General features: G+C 50.8%; 17 protein-coding genes. 8 read left to right on the forward strand and 9 right to left on the reverse strand.

Translation table 11 applies throughout. The features are described from left to right. Positions 1 to 116: 116 nt before the first annotated feature. From FH871_RS15930 to FH871_RS15960, 7 genes are all read right to left on the reverse strand, one after another. Positions 117 to 383, reverse strand: coding sequence for a NifU family protein (locus FH871_RS15930; protein WP_138992395.1), 267 nt, complete (start codon positions 381 to 383; stop codon positions 117 to 119). A 78-nt stretch (positions 384 to 461) separates the two neighbouring features. Next, a complete protein-coding gene (locus FH871_RS15935) occupies positions 462 to 1,571 on the reverse strand; it encodes an Mrp/NBP35 family ATP-binding protein (protein WP_138992396.1) in 1,110 nt (369 codons plus the stop codon). A gap of 29 nt (positions 1,572 to 1,600) precedes the next feature. After that, the gene (locus FH871_RS15940) at positions 1,601 to 2,614 is read right to left on the reverse strand and encodes a GSCFA domain-containing protein (RefSeq protein ID WP_138992397.1); all 1,014 of its coding nucleotides are present in this window, start codon (positions 2,612 to 2,614) and stop codon (positions 1,601 to 1,603) included. A gap of 80 nt (positions 2,615 to 2,694) precedes the next feature. Next, positions 2,695 to 3,138: a 50S ribosomal protein L9 gene (rplI, locus tag FH871_RS15945; RefSeq protein WP_138992398.1), complete on the reverse strand. Its 444-nt coding sequence runs from the start codon at positions 3,136 to 3,138 to the stop codon at positions 2,695 to 2,697. Positions 3,139 to 3,247: 109 nt separating this feature from the next. Further along, positions 3,248 to 3,499: a 30S ribosomal protein S18 gene (rpsR, locus tag FH871_RS15950; RefSeq protein ID WP_038117645.1), complete on the reverse strand. Its 252-nt coding sequence runs from the start codon at positions 3,497 to 3,499 to the stop codon at positions 3,248 to 3,250. Positions 3,500 to 3,501: 2 nt separating this feature from the next. Then, entirely contained in the window at positions 3,502 to 3,885 is a 384-nt protein-coding gene (gene rpsF, locus FH871_RS15955) for a 30S ribosomal protein S6 (RefSeq protein ID WP_114405045.1), read from the reverse strand. 136 nt (positions 3,886 to 4,021) lie between these two features. After that, positions 4,022 to 4,966 (reverse strand): hypothetical protein, encoded by a 945-nt coding sequence (locus tag FH871_RS15960; RefSeq protein ID WP_138992399.1) that lies wholly within the window; start codon positions 4,964 to 4,966, stop codon positions 4,022 to 4,024. Positions 4,967 to 5,133: 167 nt separating this feature from the next. Between FH871_RS15960 and FH871_RS15965 the strand changes: the two genes are divergently transcribed. From FH871_RS15965 to FH871_RS15995, 7 genes are all read left to right on the forward strand, one after another. After that, positions 5,134 to 5,796: a YggS family pyridoxal phosphate-dependent enzyme gene (locus tag FH871_RS15965; RefSeq protein WP_138992400.1), complete on the forward strand. Its 663-nt coding sequence runs from the start codon at positions 5,134 to 5,136 to the stop codon at positions 5,794 to 5,796. A 14-nt stretch (positions 5,797 to 5,810) separates the two neighbouring features. Continuing rightward, complete coding sequence (locus FH871_RS15970; protein ID WP_138992401.1) at positions 5,811 to 6,197, forward strand: DUF423 domain-containing protein; 387 nt, start codon at positions 5,811 to 5,813, stop codon at positions 6,195 to 6,197. Positions 6,198 to 6,524: 327 nt separating this feature from the next. Beyond that, complete coding sequence (locus FH871_RS15975) at positions 6,525 to 6,923, forward strand: hypothetical protein (RefSeq protein ID WP_138992402.1); 399 nt, start codon at positions 6,525 to 6,527, stop codon at positions 6,921 to 6,923. Between the two features lie 9 nt (positions 6,924 to 6,932). After that, positions 6,933 to 7,595 (forward strand): hypothetical protein, encoded by a 663-nt coding sequence (locus FH871_RS15980; protein ID WP_138992403.1) that lies wholly within the window; start codon positions 6,933 to 6,935, stop codon positions 7,593 to 7,595. A gap of 93 nt (positions 7,596 to 7,688) precedes the next feature. Further along, positions 7,689 to 9,035 (forward strand): ethanolamine permease, encoded by a 1,347-nt coding sequence (gene eat, locus FH871_RS15985; RefSeq protein ID WP_138992404.1) that lies wholly within the window; start codon positions 7,689 to 7,691, stop codon positions 9,033 to 9,035. A 211-nt stretch (positions 9,036 to 9,246) separates the two neighbouring features. Further along, positions 9,247 to 10,224 (forward strand): hypothetical protein, encoded by a 978-nt coding sequence (locus tag FH871_RS15990; protein ID WP_138992405.1) that lies wholly within the window; start codon positions 9,247 to 9,249, stop codon positions 10,222 to 10,224. A gap of 48 nt (positions 10,225 to 10,272) precedes the next feature. Then, positions 10,273 to 11,691, forward strand: a complete 1,419-nt coding sequence (locus FH871_RS15995; RefSeq protein ID WP_138992406.1) for a hypothetical protein — start codon at positions 10,273 to 10,275, stop codon at positions 11,689 to 11,691. Between the two features lie 77 nt (positions 11,692 to 11,768). Here FH871_RS15995 and FH871_RS16000 read toward each other — a convergent pair whose 3' ends face one another. Then, positions 11,769 to 12,542: an NIPSNAP family protein gene (locus tag FH871_RS16000; protein WP_138992407.1), complete on the reverse strand. Its 774-nt coding sequence runs from the start codon at positions 12,540 to 12,542 to the stop codon at positions 11,769 to 11,771. Positions 12,543 to 12,684: 142 nt separating this feature from the next. Here FH871_RS16000 and FH871_RS16005 point away from each other — a divergent pair, with 142 nt between their 5' ends. After that, positions 12,685 to 13,647 (forward strand): alpha-E domain-containing protein, encoded by a 963-nt coding sequence (locus FH871_RS16005; protein WP_138992408.1) that lies wholly within the window; start codon positions 12,685 to 12,687, stop codon positions 13,645 to 13,647. Positions 13,648 to 13,713: 66 nt separating this feature from the next. Here FH871_RS16005 and FH871_RS16010 read toward each other — a convergent pair whose 3' ends face one another. Then, positions 13,714 to 14,481, reverse strand: coding sequence for a hypothetical protein (locus tag FH871_RS16010; RefSeq protein ID WP_138992409.1), 768 nt, complete (start codon positions 14,479 to 14,481; stop codon positions 13,714 to 13,716). Between the last annotated feature and the right edge of the window lie 51 nt (positions 14,482 to 14,532).

Genomic DNA, 14,532 nt, shown 5'->3' on the forward strand with positions numbered 1-14,532 from the left:
TATATAGCTACGAACGAATGCCTGTAGGCACGGGGTGCAAAATAACAAAAAAGGCCGCTCTTCCGATGGAAGAACGGCCAAAAGTCTTAAAAGAGATCAATGGTAATCAGTATGGTTTAAAACGCCGGCGTCAGGTTGACGGCTTCGACCCGCGTAATTTCCGGAACGGCTTTCAGAATGGCTTCTTCCAACCCGGCTTTGAAGGTCATGGTAGACATGGGGCAGGAGCCACACGCGCCGACCAGTTCCAGCCGGACCACTTTATCGCTCGTCACTTCCAACACCTTTACGTTGCCGCCATCTGCTTCCAGATAGGGCCGGATGCCATTCAGCGCTTTTTCGATACGATCGATCAATATTTCGTTATCCAGTACGGTTTCCATGCGAACAATAAACAAAAGGTGGTCAAATGACTGATGGTAAAAATACGTTTTTTCCCTCTTAAATCCAATCAAAACGGCTTATTGGCGAACAATTTCAACCGGACGGGTTTTGTCAAGCGTGGCATTCCGCACCGAAATCTGCTGCGCCAAGGCTTCAGCCGCCGACCGGAAAGCCCCCGAGGTTACCGGATCATTTTCAGTCACAACCGGTTTGCCGTCATCACCCGCTTCCCGGATGCTCTGCACCAGCGGAATCTGTCCCAGCAACGGCACATCAAACTTATCGGCCAGCAACTGCCCACCGCCTTTTCCAAAAATGTAGTATTTCGAGTCAGGCAGTTCGGCGGGGGTAAAATAGGCCATGTTTTCGATAACGCCCAAAACCGGCACGTTAATCTGCGGTTGCCGGAACATCGCCAGCCCCTTCGTCGCATCGGCCAGCGCCACTTTCTGGGGAGTCGTTACAATAACCGCACCGGTTACAGGAACGGTTTGCACCAGCGTCAGGTGAATATCGCTCGTACCGGGCGGCAAATCGATCAGCAGGTAATCGAGTTCACCCCAATTGGTATCGGCAAAAAACTGCCGCAGCGCCTGGCTTGCCATCGGTCCCCGCCAAACGATGGCGTTGTCCTTCGGCGTCAGAAAACCGATCGACATCAGTTTAACGCCAAATTGCTGAATCGGTTGCAGCATGTTCTTGCCGTCTACCTGCCCCACGGCTGGTTGCAGTTCCTCCGCCCCGAACATGACCGGAATCGAAGGGCCGAAAATATCGGCGTCGATGATTCCAACTTTCGCGCCGGATTTGTACAAAGCCACCGCCAGATTGGCCGTTACGGTTGATTTGCCAACTCCGCCTTTCCCCGACGCAATCGCGATAATATTCTTCACACCCGGCAAAACCGGTGCGTTGAAACGCGTTGAACTCACATCCGCCGTGAGGTTGACAATCACTTCAATGTCGGGTCCAATGTAGGTATGAATGGCATCGACACACCGTTTGCGAATCAGTTCTTTCAGGGGGCAGGCCGGGGTGGTGAGCACCACCGTAAAACGCACCTGATCAATACCTAACTCAATGTCTTTCACCATATTGAGCGTAACCAAATCACGCTTCAAATCCGGTTCTTCGACGTGCCCTAAGGCATTTAAAACACTTTCTTTGGTAAGTTTATACGTTGACATAAGTAGAGGTCTGTTGGGTAAACAGCGAATCAGGCGGCCTGGTTCGCGCCCGGGTCAATCGTTTTGAACGCCCGCAACCGGCTTTCTATTTCCTGTTTCTCCCGGGTAACATCGGCTTTTTTGGAAACCGCATCCAGTTGTTGCAGCAGCTTTTCCAGAAACCGCCGGTGCGATTCCGTTCCTTCGTGGAAAGGCCGGTGCGCCATCGACTTCCGCAGGGTTTGCCATTCGGTTATAAAGCTGCGAAGTTCGTCATCAAATGCGCATTCGGCAAACTTTTCAAAAATATAGGTTTCGGCCACGGCATTGGGATGAATCAGATCGGCTTCGTAAAACCGGTAATCGCGCAAATCATCCAGCATAATCTCGTAAGCCGGGAAATAATGAACTTGATCGTTCCAGACCGTCAATTCGTGGCTAACGGCCCTCAGAATGGATTTACTGGCCTGGTTGAGTGGCAAGGTATCTTTTGTATGCCGCACCGGGCTAACGGTTAGCAGTATCTGCAAACCCGGATTGGCCCGCTTCAGCTTTTTCACCAGCTCGGTCAGCGTTTGCTGAACGTGTTCGTAAGCATAGAGGTATTTTTCAAACAGAAAACCGGGCATTTTCTGGCAGTTGGCCACCACCTTGCCGGTTTCGAGATGCCGGTACACGGTAGCCGTTCCCAGCGTCAGCACAAGCCAGTCGGCAGTTCGAAGGGCTTCAGCGGTTTGGGTTAGCAATTCCGTAAGCCGTGCGTGCAGTTCGTCGCGGCTGCGGCCCCAAAAGGTGGAATGAAAGTCGTAATGAAACCACAGGCCGTCGCGTTCCACATACAGATCCGGATCGGGTCCGGCATGTTGCAGGGAAGCCAGCAGGAGTTTGGCAATGGAAACCGGGTTGAACAAGGTTCCGAACGGATTGCTCCGCACGGCCACTTTGTTATCGGTCAACTGGCGGCCCAGCACGTCGGCAAAGCAGGAGCCAATGGTCACCACCCGGGCATCGGGCCGGATCAAAACCGGTAGTTTTTCCGGCGATAGTTCAGTACGAAAGTCCATACCATACTAACAAAAAAGCGGTTCGAAAAGCTCCGAACCGCCTTAAAAAATTCACACGATAACGTGCTGATTATCATCGATTATTCAGCCGCAATAACGTCAAACTTAATCGTTTGTTTTACGTCTTTGTGCAGGTTGACGACCGCGTTGTATGAACCCAGTACTTTGGCTTCATCAATCATGATTTTCTTCCGGTCGATGTCATACCCTTTTTCTTTCAGGGCATCCGCTACCTGGGTATTGGTAACCCGACCGAAGATTTTACCACTTTCGCCCGCTTTTGCCAGAATCTTCAATTCCAGTTGTCCGATTGCTTCGGCAATGGCCAACGCATCGTTTTTGGTTTTCTCGGCTTTGTGAGCGGCCTGACGAATGTTTTCGGCCACCACTTTTTTATTCGAATCCGTTGCCATCACGGCATATCCCTGCGGAATCAGGTAATTACGGCCATAGCCGGGTTTAACTTCAACAGTGTCGTTCTTAAAACCCAGTCCGGCGATGTCGGTTTTCAGTATGATTTGCATAATATGAATGAGTTTTCAGTTTATGGAATACGGTTTTCAGTAAACGGTTTACGGTTTTCAGACAAGCAGAACTCCGTAAACTGTATACCGTAAACCGAACACCTTAAACTTATTTCAGTGAATCGCCTACGTAAGGTAATAAGGCAAGGTGACGAGCGCGTTTAACGGCCTGACCCACTTTGCGTTGGTATTTCAGGCTCGTTCCGGTGATCCGGCGGGGCAGAATTTTGCCTTGCTCGTTCAACAACTTCAACAGGAAGTTGGGATCCTTGTAATCGATGTATTTGATGCCGGACTTTTTGAAACGACAGTATTTCTTCCGGTTTTCGTTTTTGCTAACGGGTTCGTTCTGCAGACTCATGATTATTTGGCCTCCTCTCCTGCTTTTTCGGTTTGTTGTTTGCTTTTACCCAGTTGTCCTTTGCGACGACGTTCGTTGTACGCCAGTGCGTGCTTATCGAGCACCGTGGTCAGGTTGCGAATGATGCGCTCATCCCGACGGAATTCGATGTCCAGTGCTTCGGGAACCTTCGTTTCAGCCGAAAACTCAAACAGGAAATAATAACCTGTATTCTTGTGTTGGATCGGGTACGCCAGTTTGCGCAGGCCCATACTCTCTTCGTTAACAATTTCCGCACCGTTATCGGTTAAAATCTTGCGGAACTTGTCGACAGTGTCCTTTATCTGAACTTCAGATAAAACGGGAGTTAAAATGAACACCGTCTCATAGTTCTTGGTGAACTGCATGACAATTGTGTTAAATGGATAATGATTTCAAAATGAGGACGCAAAGGTAGTAAGAATGCCGGAAAAGAGAAAGGGACGAACGGTTTTTTTTATCCCGCGTCCCTTTCTCTTTTCCGGCTGTTTGTCAGTCCGATCGTTATTTCACCGTAAACTCGCCCTGACCAATTTTGAAACCTTCCGAATAGAGTTCAATCTGGTGCGTACCTTCTTTAAACGGGATGTTGCCCCGGCCATAAATGAACGCGACCTGCTGTCCGGTATTATCATAGACAATGGTTTGTTTGGCCGTATAGACCATCTCCTGCCCGCTGAAAATAAACTGCCCGGAACCGGTGGCCATGTCCGCAATAACCGACCCGCTGGGGTCCAGAATCCGGAGAAAAATCTCTTTTTCGTTTTCCTGCGCCAATGGGTTGGTCGAAAGCCGGAACGAAATCTTTATTTTTTCGATGCGCCGGGCGCGGTATTCCCCCCCGTCACTCTCTTTACCCCGTCGGTTGATGGCATTCACCACCAGGTTCTCCGCTTTCAGGGCCGATGCCAGGGTTACTTTTTCGGCCAGTTCCCGGTTTTTCTCGGCAATTGTTGTCACCGTATCGTTCAGGGCCTGCCGTTCGTTTTTCAAACTGGTGTTCTCTTCCGTCAGGGTCTGGTTCTGCGACGTCAGGATGCTGTTTTCTTCCTTGAGCTGGCCAATTTCCTTGTCTTTTTCATCCAGAATAGCCAGGTATTCTTTGATTTTTCCCTCGTATTTTTTGATGTCGAAAGCTGCAACATTCCGCAGATTCCGTTTGTCAGCCTCCAGTTGTTCTTTCACTTTCAACAGCGAATCGACCCGCCCACCGAGCGACTGAATTTCGGAAATTTTTGCATCCAACTGCGTCGAAATGGAATCCAGACGGGCCTTGGTCACCAGCATTTCCTGGGTTTTATCAGTCAGGGTAGTTTGCTGGCTTTTATTGGTTTGTCTCTCCTGGTAATAGAAATAAAGGAGCAGCAAATTCAGGGCGGCCAGAATCCCCAAAGCCACTAATAGGTAATTTTTACGGTTATTGCGTCGGTCCTGGTTATACGACTCCATCGATGAGTATTACTTGATTTGTTTCGTGTTATTTGGCGTAAAGTAAGGCTTTCCTGTACTTTTTTCAATAAAACCGCCCATTATTTTCCGGCAACTGTCCCTTAAATTACCTTCGGTAGGATTCAAGTTGCATCCGTTATCTTTGCCCAAAATTGAGTAATCAGACAATGACCATCGCCACAAACATCCAGCAGATTGAACAGCAACTGCCCGAACAGACCAAGCTGATCGCCGTTACCAAAACCAAACCAGTCGCTCTGCTTCAGGAAGCCTACGATGCGGGTTGCCGGCGTTTTGGCGAGAATAAGGTCCAGGAAATGGTCGAGAAACAACCGCAGTTGCCCGCCGACATCCAGTGGCACCTCATCGGCCACCTGCAAACCAACAAGGTGAAATACATGGCACCGTTTGTGAGCCTGATCCATTCGGTCGATAGCCTGAAAGTGCTTGAAGAAATCAACAAACAGGCCGCCCGGCACGCCCGCGTCATCGACTGCCTGCTCCAGATTCACATTGCGCAGGAAGAAACCAAATTTGGTTTTGACGAAGCGGAAGCCGTCGCCCTGCTGAATTCCCCGGAACTCGACCAACTGGCGAATGTCCGGATTGTGGGACTGATGGGCATGGCGACCAACACCGACGACGAAGCCCAAATCCGGCAGGAATTTCGAACGCTCAAGCGGCTCTTCGACCGGCTCAGCACCCTTCAGAAACCAAATGTGGCTTTTCAGGAGCTTTCGATGGGCATGAGCAGCGATTATTTGATCGCAATTGAAGAAGGCAGCACAATGGTACGGGTTGGAAGTGCGATATTTGGAACACGAAACTGACACAACCCCTTATCATGCATAAAATCTTTCTGCAATCCGGTGCCATTCTGGGTTTTCTGAGCGTCGCCCTGGGGGCCTTCGGAGCCCACGCCTTCCGGGCCATGCTTGAGCTTTCGAAGCGCAGCGACACCTTCGAAACCGCCGTGAAATACCAGTTCTACCACGCGCTGGCGCTGGTTGCCATCGGAATCTTGTTGCAACTACCGGCGATAACGGCAGTTTCGGCAAAATATTATGCGTGGGCAGGCTACGCCTTTCTGTTTGGCGTTCTTATTTTCAGTGGCTCGTTGTATGCCATTTGTTTCACCGGGATCACCAAATTCGGGGCCATTGCCCCCATCGGCGGACTGCTCATGCTGGCGGGTTGGGCATTGTTGCTGATCGGTGGGCAGAAAAGTTAAGTTTCGGTTTTATTTGGCCTTTCAATTGATTAAGGAGGGTTTCGAATCGATTTTAGTACCCAAACGACCCTACGTTTTGTTATCCCGTAGGGATTTAACAGCGTAGCGTCGGTAGACGTGGAGGTTCTCTCGAGCGCCCTTCGTGCCGTCAGGTACGCGAAAGGTGGCTTGGATATGTTTCGTACCTGACGGCACGAAGGGGTTAGGGTAGGGCTTCTTTTTCTACCGATGCTGCGCTGTTAAGCCCCGTAGGGGCTAAGAACCGTTTACTTGGCTGAGGTTTCCCGAGGGACGACTCGAATCAAACATTCAACATCTAATGTACCTATGAAAAACGTGACGATCATTACGGGACTGGCGGTGGTGCTGGCGGGTTGGCTGACGTTATCGGCTTTACGACCCGCGACTTCTCTGCCAACGGCTGCGGTCGCAACCGATTCGGTCAAACACGACCCAACGACCGGTCTGGTGGTGGATGAACGACTAACGTTGGTGGTGGCCCAATGCACGGCCTGCCATTCGAGCAAACTGATTTTGCAAAACCGCTTCACCCGCGATGGCTGGAAGGAGAAAATCCGGTGGATGCAACGCACGCAGAAACTCTGGGACCTGGGCGAAACGGAGCCGGTGGTGCTGGATTATCTGGTAAAATATTACGGCCCGGAACAAAAAGCGTTCGATGGTCGCCGGAAACCGATGCCGGCGGTACAGTGGTATAAATTGTAAGTTTGCAACATGAAAAAAAACGCTTATCACTATCTTTTTGGGCAGGACACGTTGTATCAGGTCGACGAACCGGAGCCGATTGTGCGGGCGCAAGTGCGGCCCGAACCGCCGGTTGCTCAACCCGAAATCATAGTTGAACAAGCCGTTGCGGAACTGAAAACCGTCGTTCACTTAGAACCCAAACCTGTTCAACCGGAAATCATTCAGTCGGTACAACTGGTTGAACCGGAAATGCCGCTGGTGGCTTCGATTGAACCGGAACCGGTTCCTGCTCCTGTCCCCATCATCGAATCGCCGGTGCCACTGCCTGCGGCTCAAAAGCCCAAAGTGTTGCTCCTGTTCGATGAAGAGCTAACGCCCGGCGAGCTGATTTTCCTGGAAAACATCCTGAAAGCCATCCATCTGAGCCTCAGCGACATCGATATACTGAACCTGGCTGGCTCCGGACTGGTCGATTTTCACGCGGTTTTGGAGAACAAAACCCTGCACCATTTTATCTCCTTCGGCGTCCCTTTCAAAACCATTCATTTGAACATTCAGATGGATCGGTACCAGCCCATCCGGATTTTCGGCATCACATTCCTGCTGGCCGACCCGCTTTCGGCCATCGAAGCCGACTCCAAATTGAAACGAAAATTGTGGGAAGTACTGAAAAAAGTATTTTTGGATTAATCCTGAAAATGACTTTTATTTAGATTGTGGTCCCGCATTTCGCTGATTCGGGGCACCGTCTTGTACTTTTCCCGTTTTTTTTTGATAGATCAGATGGTCGAATCCTCTACCGATTCCGCGTCGACGCATGCCGACGAATCAACGAGCCAGCCCGGATTACGAAAAGTAATCACCACCGCCCAATTGTGGTCGATTGCCGTGGGCATGGTCATTTCCGGCGAATACTTCGGCTGGAATTACGGCTGGGCCGTGGCCGGAACCATCGGTTTTCTGGTGGCCACCCTCGTGGTCACGGTCATGTACCTCGCCTTCATTTTTAGTTACACCGAACTCACGACTTCCATCCCGGACGCGGGCGGGCCATTTACTTACGCCAATCGGGCCTTCGGTTCAACGGCGGCTTTCATTGCCGGTTTTGCCACGCTCGTCGACTTTCTGATGGCGCCCCCCGCCATTGCTGCGGCTTTGGGAGCTTACGCCAATTTCCTGCACCCGGAACTGCCCGTTCTGGGCGTGGCTATGGCCACTTACGTCGTCTTTATCACCATTAACATTCTGGGGATCAAGGAATCCGCCAATTTTTCGATGATCATTACCGTACTGGCGGTGGTGGAATTGCTGGTTTTCATGGCCCTGGTGGCTCCCTCCTACCAAACCCGGAACTTCGTGGCTCACAACGAGCCCTATGGTGCTGGCGGGGTGTTTGCGGCCCTCCCGTTTGCCATCTGGTTCTACCTCGCGATTGAAGGCGTGGCAATGGTGGCCGAAGAAGTGAAAAATCCAAAGAAAACGATTCCGCGCGGTTACCTGCTCAGCATCGGCACGCTGGTTTTCCTGGCCCTCGGCACCATGATTCTCACGGCGGGCGTTGGCGACTGGCGCCTGTTGAGCCAGATCGACTACCCGCTGCCCGAAACCCTGGCGATGGTCTGGGGTCGCAACAGCCCGTGGTCGAAAGTCTTCGCCAGTCTGGGGCTGTTTGGACTCATTGCATCGTTTCACTGCAACACCATCGGCTATTCCCGCCAGATTTTTGCCCTCGCCCGGAGCGGTTATCTGCCCGGTTTTCTGGCGAAGGTCAACCGGCGGTTCCAGACGCCCCACTGGGCATTGATCTGGGGCGGTATTATCGGCTTTATCGCCCTGTTTTCCGGTACCACCGGTGACATCATCATCCTGTCGGCCCTCGGCGCAGTGGTTATGTACATCAGCAGCATGGTGAGCCTGTTCAAACTCCGCCAGAAAGAACCGGACCTGGAACGCCCTTTTATCGCGCCTTTTTATCCCTACATTCCGGCTATTGCGCTTCTGCTATCCTGCGTCTGTCTGGTTGCCATCGTGTATTACAACGTTTGGCTGAGTGTGATTTTTGCCGGATTGCTGGCGGTTTCGCTGGCGCTGTTCCGGGTTATTGGCATTCGATTGCCGGATTCGCGGTAGTGAGTTAGGGAAAAAAATAAGAGAAGATAGACAAGAGAAAAAAGATCCAGTCCGTCATTTATTGAGGTTATTTTCTTTTTTCTCTAATCTATCTTCTCTTGTCGAACACAAAACTTCCCGAACCTTTCAGAAAAACCGGTTGTTAGACAATATTATGTCGGTCAGGCCGGTTTTTATACAACACCTTTTGCCCGGTAGTTAACGTTTTGATATGACGTTCGAAGAGCAGCTAAACAACAACCCAACCGTACCGGATTTCCCAACGTATTCGCCAGAGCCCCTGCCGGACTGGCTGAGCGATGACAATCTGCTGCGCGACGAAGCCGCTCTTCTGGGCTTATCCCATGCTCCGCTGGAAGAAAAAACAAGCCTGATCCGTCTGTATTTTAAACACCTGACGATTCACTTAGAACGCGAGCGGGAAGAATTGGGCGAAAAAATCGGCGAGTTGAATTTAGGGATCGAACAAAAGACCAACCGCATTGAAGAGCTGCGGCAGAAAATCACGCGCCTTGAAACAGCCCAACCCGATGGTGAACCGCATTTTCTCAAAACTGCCACGGGCTTAATCGCTTGCCTGGGTGTGCTGATCGGAACTTATTTTCTACTTCTGGAAACTCTGAAACCGCATTTTGCAGAAAGCCGCTTGATTTCCCTGGGCGTATTTTTAGCCGGTTTTTTGGGTTTGTATCACCGCACAACCAATACTGCCGAAACCAAGACGCCCTTTTCCGCACGGCAACTTTTGGCCGACGCTGGTTTGCCTTTTGCGGCTTCTTTTTTCGTCTTCATCTACGCTTTTCAATCTCAACCGGCTCTCCTGGCACTGGGCCTTTTTCTGTTTCTTTTCTTTCTGTTTCGATCCATCGGGATGCTAATTCCCGGACTTTTAACGGCTTTGCAGACCGATTTTCGGTATCGAGATCAGGATAAAAATCTGAAAAATGAGCGAAAATTGAAAACAGTAGACTGGGAAAATGAGATTAATGCATTAACAATCAGTGTCGATGCGATCCGTGTACAGAAGTGGCAGCTATTGCCCTCCCTGAATCGGGTTGAGTCGGAACTATTTCACAGCAATACCCGACGGGATCTGTTGATCCAGTTGTTTGAAAACGAATTTAACCTGGCCCGCAGCCTGCGCGACCGGCTTTCGGAGCAACAGATACGGGCCATTGTGGCGAGTTAACGAGTTGTCGGCATTTCTGACGCCCACAACTTCTAAACGGAAAACGATATGAACGAGCAGCAGCCAAAAGATAGCCAGGATTTTCAGCATGGGTATACGAGCGGAGTCGAAGGAACCGACCGCCAGAATTACGAAGGCTATTTATCGAGTCAGGTCAGCGACGAGTGGATTGAGGAGCGTGTGGAGAGCAAGCGCGACGAAATCCGGCAAATCGACCAGAAACTAGCGGATACAACGGCCCAGCGACGGGCTGCCTTCGACCGGCTTCAGGACCACATCATGCAGACGACGCTGGCTGGCAAAGGAGCCGAGCATCTGGAAGCCGAAATCAAAACCGTGGAGGACGAGCGCGAGCAACTGAAAGAACGCCGGCAAAACACGGCGTCGGAATATTCACTGCTGGCCGGGCTGATCTTTGTAGCTGCCGGTATTTCGTTCGTTGCCGGTGATTTGATCATCTCCCACGAAATTGTGGCGTATGCGCTCAACATCCGCAATAATGTGGAAGCCTGGATGTTTGCAGTAGGCCTGGCGATGGTTTCCATTCTGCTGAAACCGGCCTACGACCGGCTTATCGAGGAACCGTACCTCACCAACTCCTCCCCCGAAGCATCCCGCCGATACGGCTGGTTCAAAATGGGGCTGGCCATTCTGTCGATTGTCACACTGGTGATTCTGGGCTGGTTTCGGTATGACGCCTACCGGACCGATAAACTGAAAGAAGCCATCAACAAAAGCATCAAAAACATTCAGTTAAACGCGACGCCCCTGGACCCGGCTAACCCCAACCCGGTGGCCGATCAGCGGGTTTTGCAGAAAATTGAGCGACAACTTCAGCAGTCCGACGAGTTGAATCTCCAGTTGGTCAACAGTCCGTGGGCGCTGCTGTCGTTTGTGTTGAGTGGCGTTCTGTTTGCTTTGGCCGGGGCGGTCTGTCTGGGAATCGGTTTGCCGGTTTTGCAGAAGTTCTGGTTCCGCTGGCTCCAGGTCGACCCGCGGCTGTGGCGGCTGCGTCGCCGTCGCCGGAAGCTGGAAAAACAGTACCAGGCCGTTCAGCAGGAGGTGGCTAAACACCTGACGCAGAAGAACATCATGGATCATGAGCTGGCGATTCTGGCCTCGCTGGACGAACTACGGCAACGCAAGCAACAACTGACGAATGAGATCGACCAGTTGATAGACGACCGCAAACTGGCCCGAACCGACAGCCGGATTGCCTCTTTCAATGATGGATACGAGAAAGGTCAGGCGGCCCGTCAGGCCATGACCGAAGAAGAATTTAATCAATATCGGAACGGTTTTTTCTCCGTTTCCAATCTGGCAACCAAAGCCCGCTCCTCGTCGGATCAGGAACGCTTGCCAGCCGACAAAACAACCTATGCCAACCAACGTCCGGTCAATGGCCTGCGCCCCCACCAGGCCGTCCGCAAACACCTTGCTGAAGGATTGGACAGTGACAATGAATGAATTGTGATTGAGCGATTGAGTGAAAAACCGGCATGGCGTTCACTCAATCGCTCAATCACAATTCACTCAATAAAAAATCATTGGATCGGTGAATAGTCCGTTGCTTTCATGTAAACCGACTCGACTTTGGTGGTCAGGGAGCCGTTTTTCTCGGATTCGGCTTTGGCTTTTACCCATTTCGGATCGACCCGGAACTCATCGAAATGCTTTTTGCCTTCCGCTTCACTCGGGTGCGCCAGAATGTACACCAGTTTCGATTGGCCGCTTTCGTCGGGCTGGGTCGTCAGCCAGTAGCCGATGTGGGTCATGCCGTGTTGTTTGAACAGCTTGAGGGTGTGGTTTTTAAACCGGGCCAGCAGGTCGTTCAGTTTGCCGGGAGCCGGTGAATAAGTACGGAGTTCAAATACGCGTTCCGGTTTTTTCGACGCTTTAATTTTGGGCGAAATTTCGGCTTCGGTCATGAAAATCTGGTCGACTTTGGCGACAATTTTGCCGTTAGCTTCCGTTTTTGCTACGACTTCCTTCCATTCCGGGTCGCTGCTAAAGGCTTTCCACGACGCATCGCGGGCTTCACGGTTCGGATACGACAGGATGTAAATCAGTCTCTCCTGTGAAGCGTCGGTCGGAATCCAGTAACCGACATTGGTCATTCCGTGCTTTTCAAAAATTTTGGTCGTGTATTTCCGGAAACGGTCGATAATGTTCTCGTAATTACCGGGGGTCGGGTAATAAATCCGAACTTCATACAAGCGTGAGGGATCGGCCGGTTTAGTGGCTTTCGGGTCCGAATTAGCTACCGAAATACTTAATGCAGTTACAACAAGGCTACAGGTTAATAGGAAATTTCTCATTGGTACGCGGCTGTTAGTTGAGGTACAAAAATAGAGAGAGAACCGACAGGATTAATTGATTAATCATAATTTCGATAAAGGCACTTTTTTCAGATAAAAAACTATCTTTACAAATCAAAAATCCCTATAAAATTTTGATTTTATGCTGAGTCGCGTTGCAAACTCTATCTATTGGATGAACCGCTACATCGAACGGGCCGACAATTATTCCCGTTTTATGAGTGTTAATTTTAATCTGGCGTTGGATTTACCGCCCAATGTCGACGAACAATGGGAACCACTATTAATTGCCACTGCTGATAATTACCTGTTTTACAATTACTACCAGGAGCCAACCCGCGAGAATGTCATCGATTTTATGACCTTCGACAAGCGGAATCCCAACTCCATCGTGAGCTGCCTGAACAATGCCCGGGAAAATGCCCGGACGATCCGGGAGAGCATTTCGAAGGAAATGTGGGAAAACATCAACGACCTGTATCTGCGCGTTCGGGACACGACAACGAAAGGGGAATCGAACCTGAACCGGTTGCAGGAATTTCTAAATAACGTCAAAAACGGCTGCCAGCATTTTTACGGCGTCATCGACTGCACCATTACCCGCAACGAAGCCTGGCATTTCGGGCGGGTGGGCCGGTTTCTGGAGCGGGCCGACAAAACCTCCCGGTTTCTGGATGTGAAGTACTTTACGCTTCTGCCCGACGCCGATGCCGTGGGTTCAACGCTTGACCTGATGATCTGGACGGCCGTTCTGAAATCGGGCAGTGCCTACAACATGTACCGGCAGCAATACAAAATGATTAGCTCGTCGACCATTGTTGAATTCCTGATTCTGGATAAGCTTTTCCCCCGTTCGGTTGCCCACTGCATCCGCCAGGCCGAACTGTCGCTCTACGAAATATCGGGTAATCTGATCACCAACGGTTTTAAGAACGATGCCGAAAAGGCTTTGAGCAAGCTCCGGTCGGAGATTGAGTTTACCGAAACATCCGAGCTTTTCAAAACCGGCCTGCACCAATACCTGGATCGTTTTCAGATTCGTACCAACGAAGCCGCCAAAGCCGTTTACGAAACGTATTTCAGCCTGAAACCGGTCGAAGCCTGATGAACGCTCAACGGCTTGAAAAACTTCCCGTGCAGGCAAAAGTCCTTTCAAGCCGTTGAGGTATTGTTATTTGTAAAATGGAAACGTCAGGGCAACGTAACCCATGGCGGCCCGGTTGCGAAACCGTCGGTTGTCATCGTCAATGTTCAGATTACTGGCCCGCATTTCGGTGGTAATCCAGTGGTAACCGACTTTCACACCCATCCGTCGCAAAACTTTCAGCCTTACATAGACTTCGCTGGAGAGTGATCCCAAATCATTGTCGCCCAGCAACCGTACATTCAACCGCTGGGGCTGAGCATATTGCAAGGGGGAAACCCGAAAACTCACGGTATCTATTTCTGAATCGGCATTGGTGTGCTCAAACCGACCGGTTGTCGACCGGTAGCGTCCCTCCCGGCTCCTACCAAAGCCCAGACCGATCAGATCAGCACCAGCCCCCACTTCCACCGGTCCCAACCGGACCTGCGCCCGTAAACCGAAATTGACGGTTGAAACCGTCACCCAATCGAATCGCATGGTATCGATATTGGCGGCTACCTCAGGAGCGCCAATGGCTCCAAAGCCGGTTTTTTCACGGGTGAGCCGGGCGGGAGCCGTCGTATAATTCAGGTTATCTCCGTAAAAATTCCCCCCTTTGATCGTCCAGCCAATCGAAAAAATCTTGTTGGCATCCAGGTTTAGCAGTTCATAGTAGGTAAAGGACGGAGCCAGATAATCCTTTTTAAAAGCGGTACCCACATCCACCCCGCTGCTGATGCGGCTGGCGGTAGGCGTTTGTGAGAAGGCGATGGCAGAGGTAAAGATCAGTACTAATGTTACTATTTTTCTCATATAGGAAACTTACTTTGTAAAGCAAAGTTAATGGGATTAACTGAAAGCTGG

The sequence above is a fragment of the Larkinella sp. C7 genome (assembly GCF_006149005.1).
Lineage (GTDB): Bacteria > Bacteroidota > Bacteroidia > Cytophagales > Spirosomataceae > Larkinella.

Excerpts from the sequence above, each read along its gene's own strand:
- FH871_RS15930 (WP_138992395.1), bottom strand. The coding sequence starts at position 383 with ATGGAAACCGTACTGGATAACGAAATATTGATCGATCGTATCGAAAAA.
- FH871_RS15935 (WP_138992396.1), bottom strand. The coding sequence starts at position 1,571 with ATGTCAACGTATAAACTTACCAAAGAAAGTGTTTTAAATGCCTTAGGG.
- FH871_RS15940 (WP_138992397.1), bottom strand. The coding sequence starts at position 2,614 with ATGGACTTTCGTACTGAACTATCGCCGGAAAAACTACCGGTTTTGATC.
- rplI (WP_138992398.1), bottom strand. The coding sequence starts at position 3,138 with ATGCAAATCATACTGAAAACCGACATCGCCGGACTGGGTTTTAAGAAC.
- rpsR (WP_038117645.1), bottom strand. The coding sequence starts at position 3,499 with ATGAGTCTGCAGAACGAACCCGTTAGCAAAAACGAAAACCGGAAGAAA.
- rpsF (WP_114405045.1), bottom strand. The coding sequence starts at position 3,885 with ATGCAGTTCACCAAGAACTATGAGACGGTGTTCATTTTAACTCCCGTT.
- FH871_RS15960 (WP_138992399.1), bottom strand. The coding sequence starts at position 4,966 with ATGGAGTCGTATAACCAGGACCGACGCAATAACCGTAAAAATTACCTA.
- FH871_RS15965 (WP_138992400.1), top strand. The coding sequence starts at position 5,134 with ATGACCATCGCCACAAACATCCAGCAGATTGAACAGCAACTGCCCGAA.
- FH871_RS15970 (WP_138992401.1), top strand. The coding sequence starts at position 5,811 with ATGCATAAAATCTTTCTGCAATCCGGTGCCATTCTGGGTTTTCTGAGC.
- FH871_RS15975 (WP_138992402.1), top strand. The coding sequence starts at position 6,525 with ATGAAAAACGTGACGATCATTACGGGACTGGCGGTGGTGCTGGCGGGT.
- FH871_RS15980 (WP_138992403.1), top strand. The coding sequence starts at position 6,933 with ATGAAAAAAAACGCTTATCACTATCTTTTTGGGCAGGACACGTTGTAT.
- eat (WP_138992404.1), top strand. The coding sequence starts at position 7,689 with ATGGTCGAATCCTCTACCGATTCCGCGTCGACGCATGCCGACGAATCA.
- FH871_RS15990 (WP_138992405.1), top strand. The coding sequence starts at position 9,247 with ATGACGTTCGAAGAGCAGCTAAACAACAACCCAACCGTACCGGATTTC.
- FH871_RS15995 (WP_138992406.1), top strand. The coding sequence starts at position 10,273 with ATGAACGAGCAGCAGCCAAAAGATAGCCAGGATTTTCAGCATGGGTAT.
- FH871_RS16000 (WP_138992407.1), bottom strand. The coding sequence starts at position 12,542 with ATGAGAAATTTCCTATTAACCTGTAGCCTTGTTGTAACTGCATTAAGT.
- FH871_RS16005 (WP_138992408.1), top strand. The coding sequence starts at position 12,685 with ATGCTGAGTCGCGTTGCAAACTCTATCTATTGGATGAACCGCTACATC.
- FH871_RS16010 (WP_138992409.1), bottom strand. The coding sequence starts at position 14,481 with ATGAGAAAAATAGTAACATTAGTACTGATCTTTACCTCTGCCATCGCC.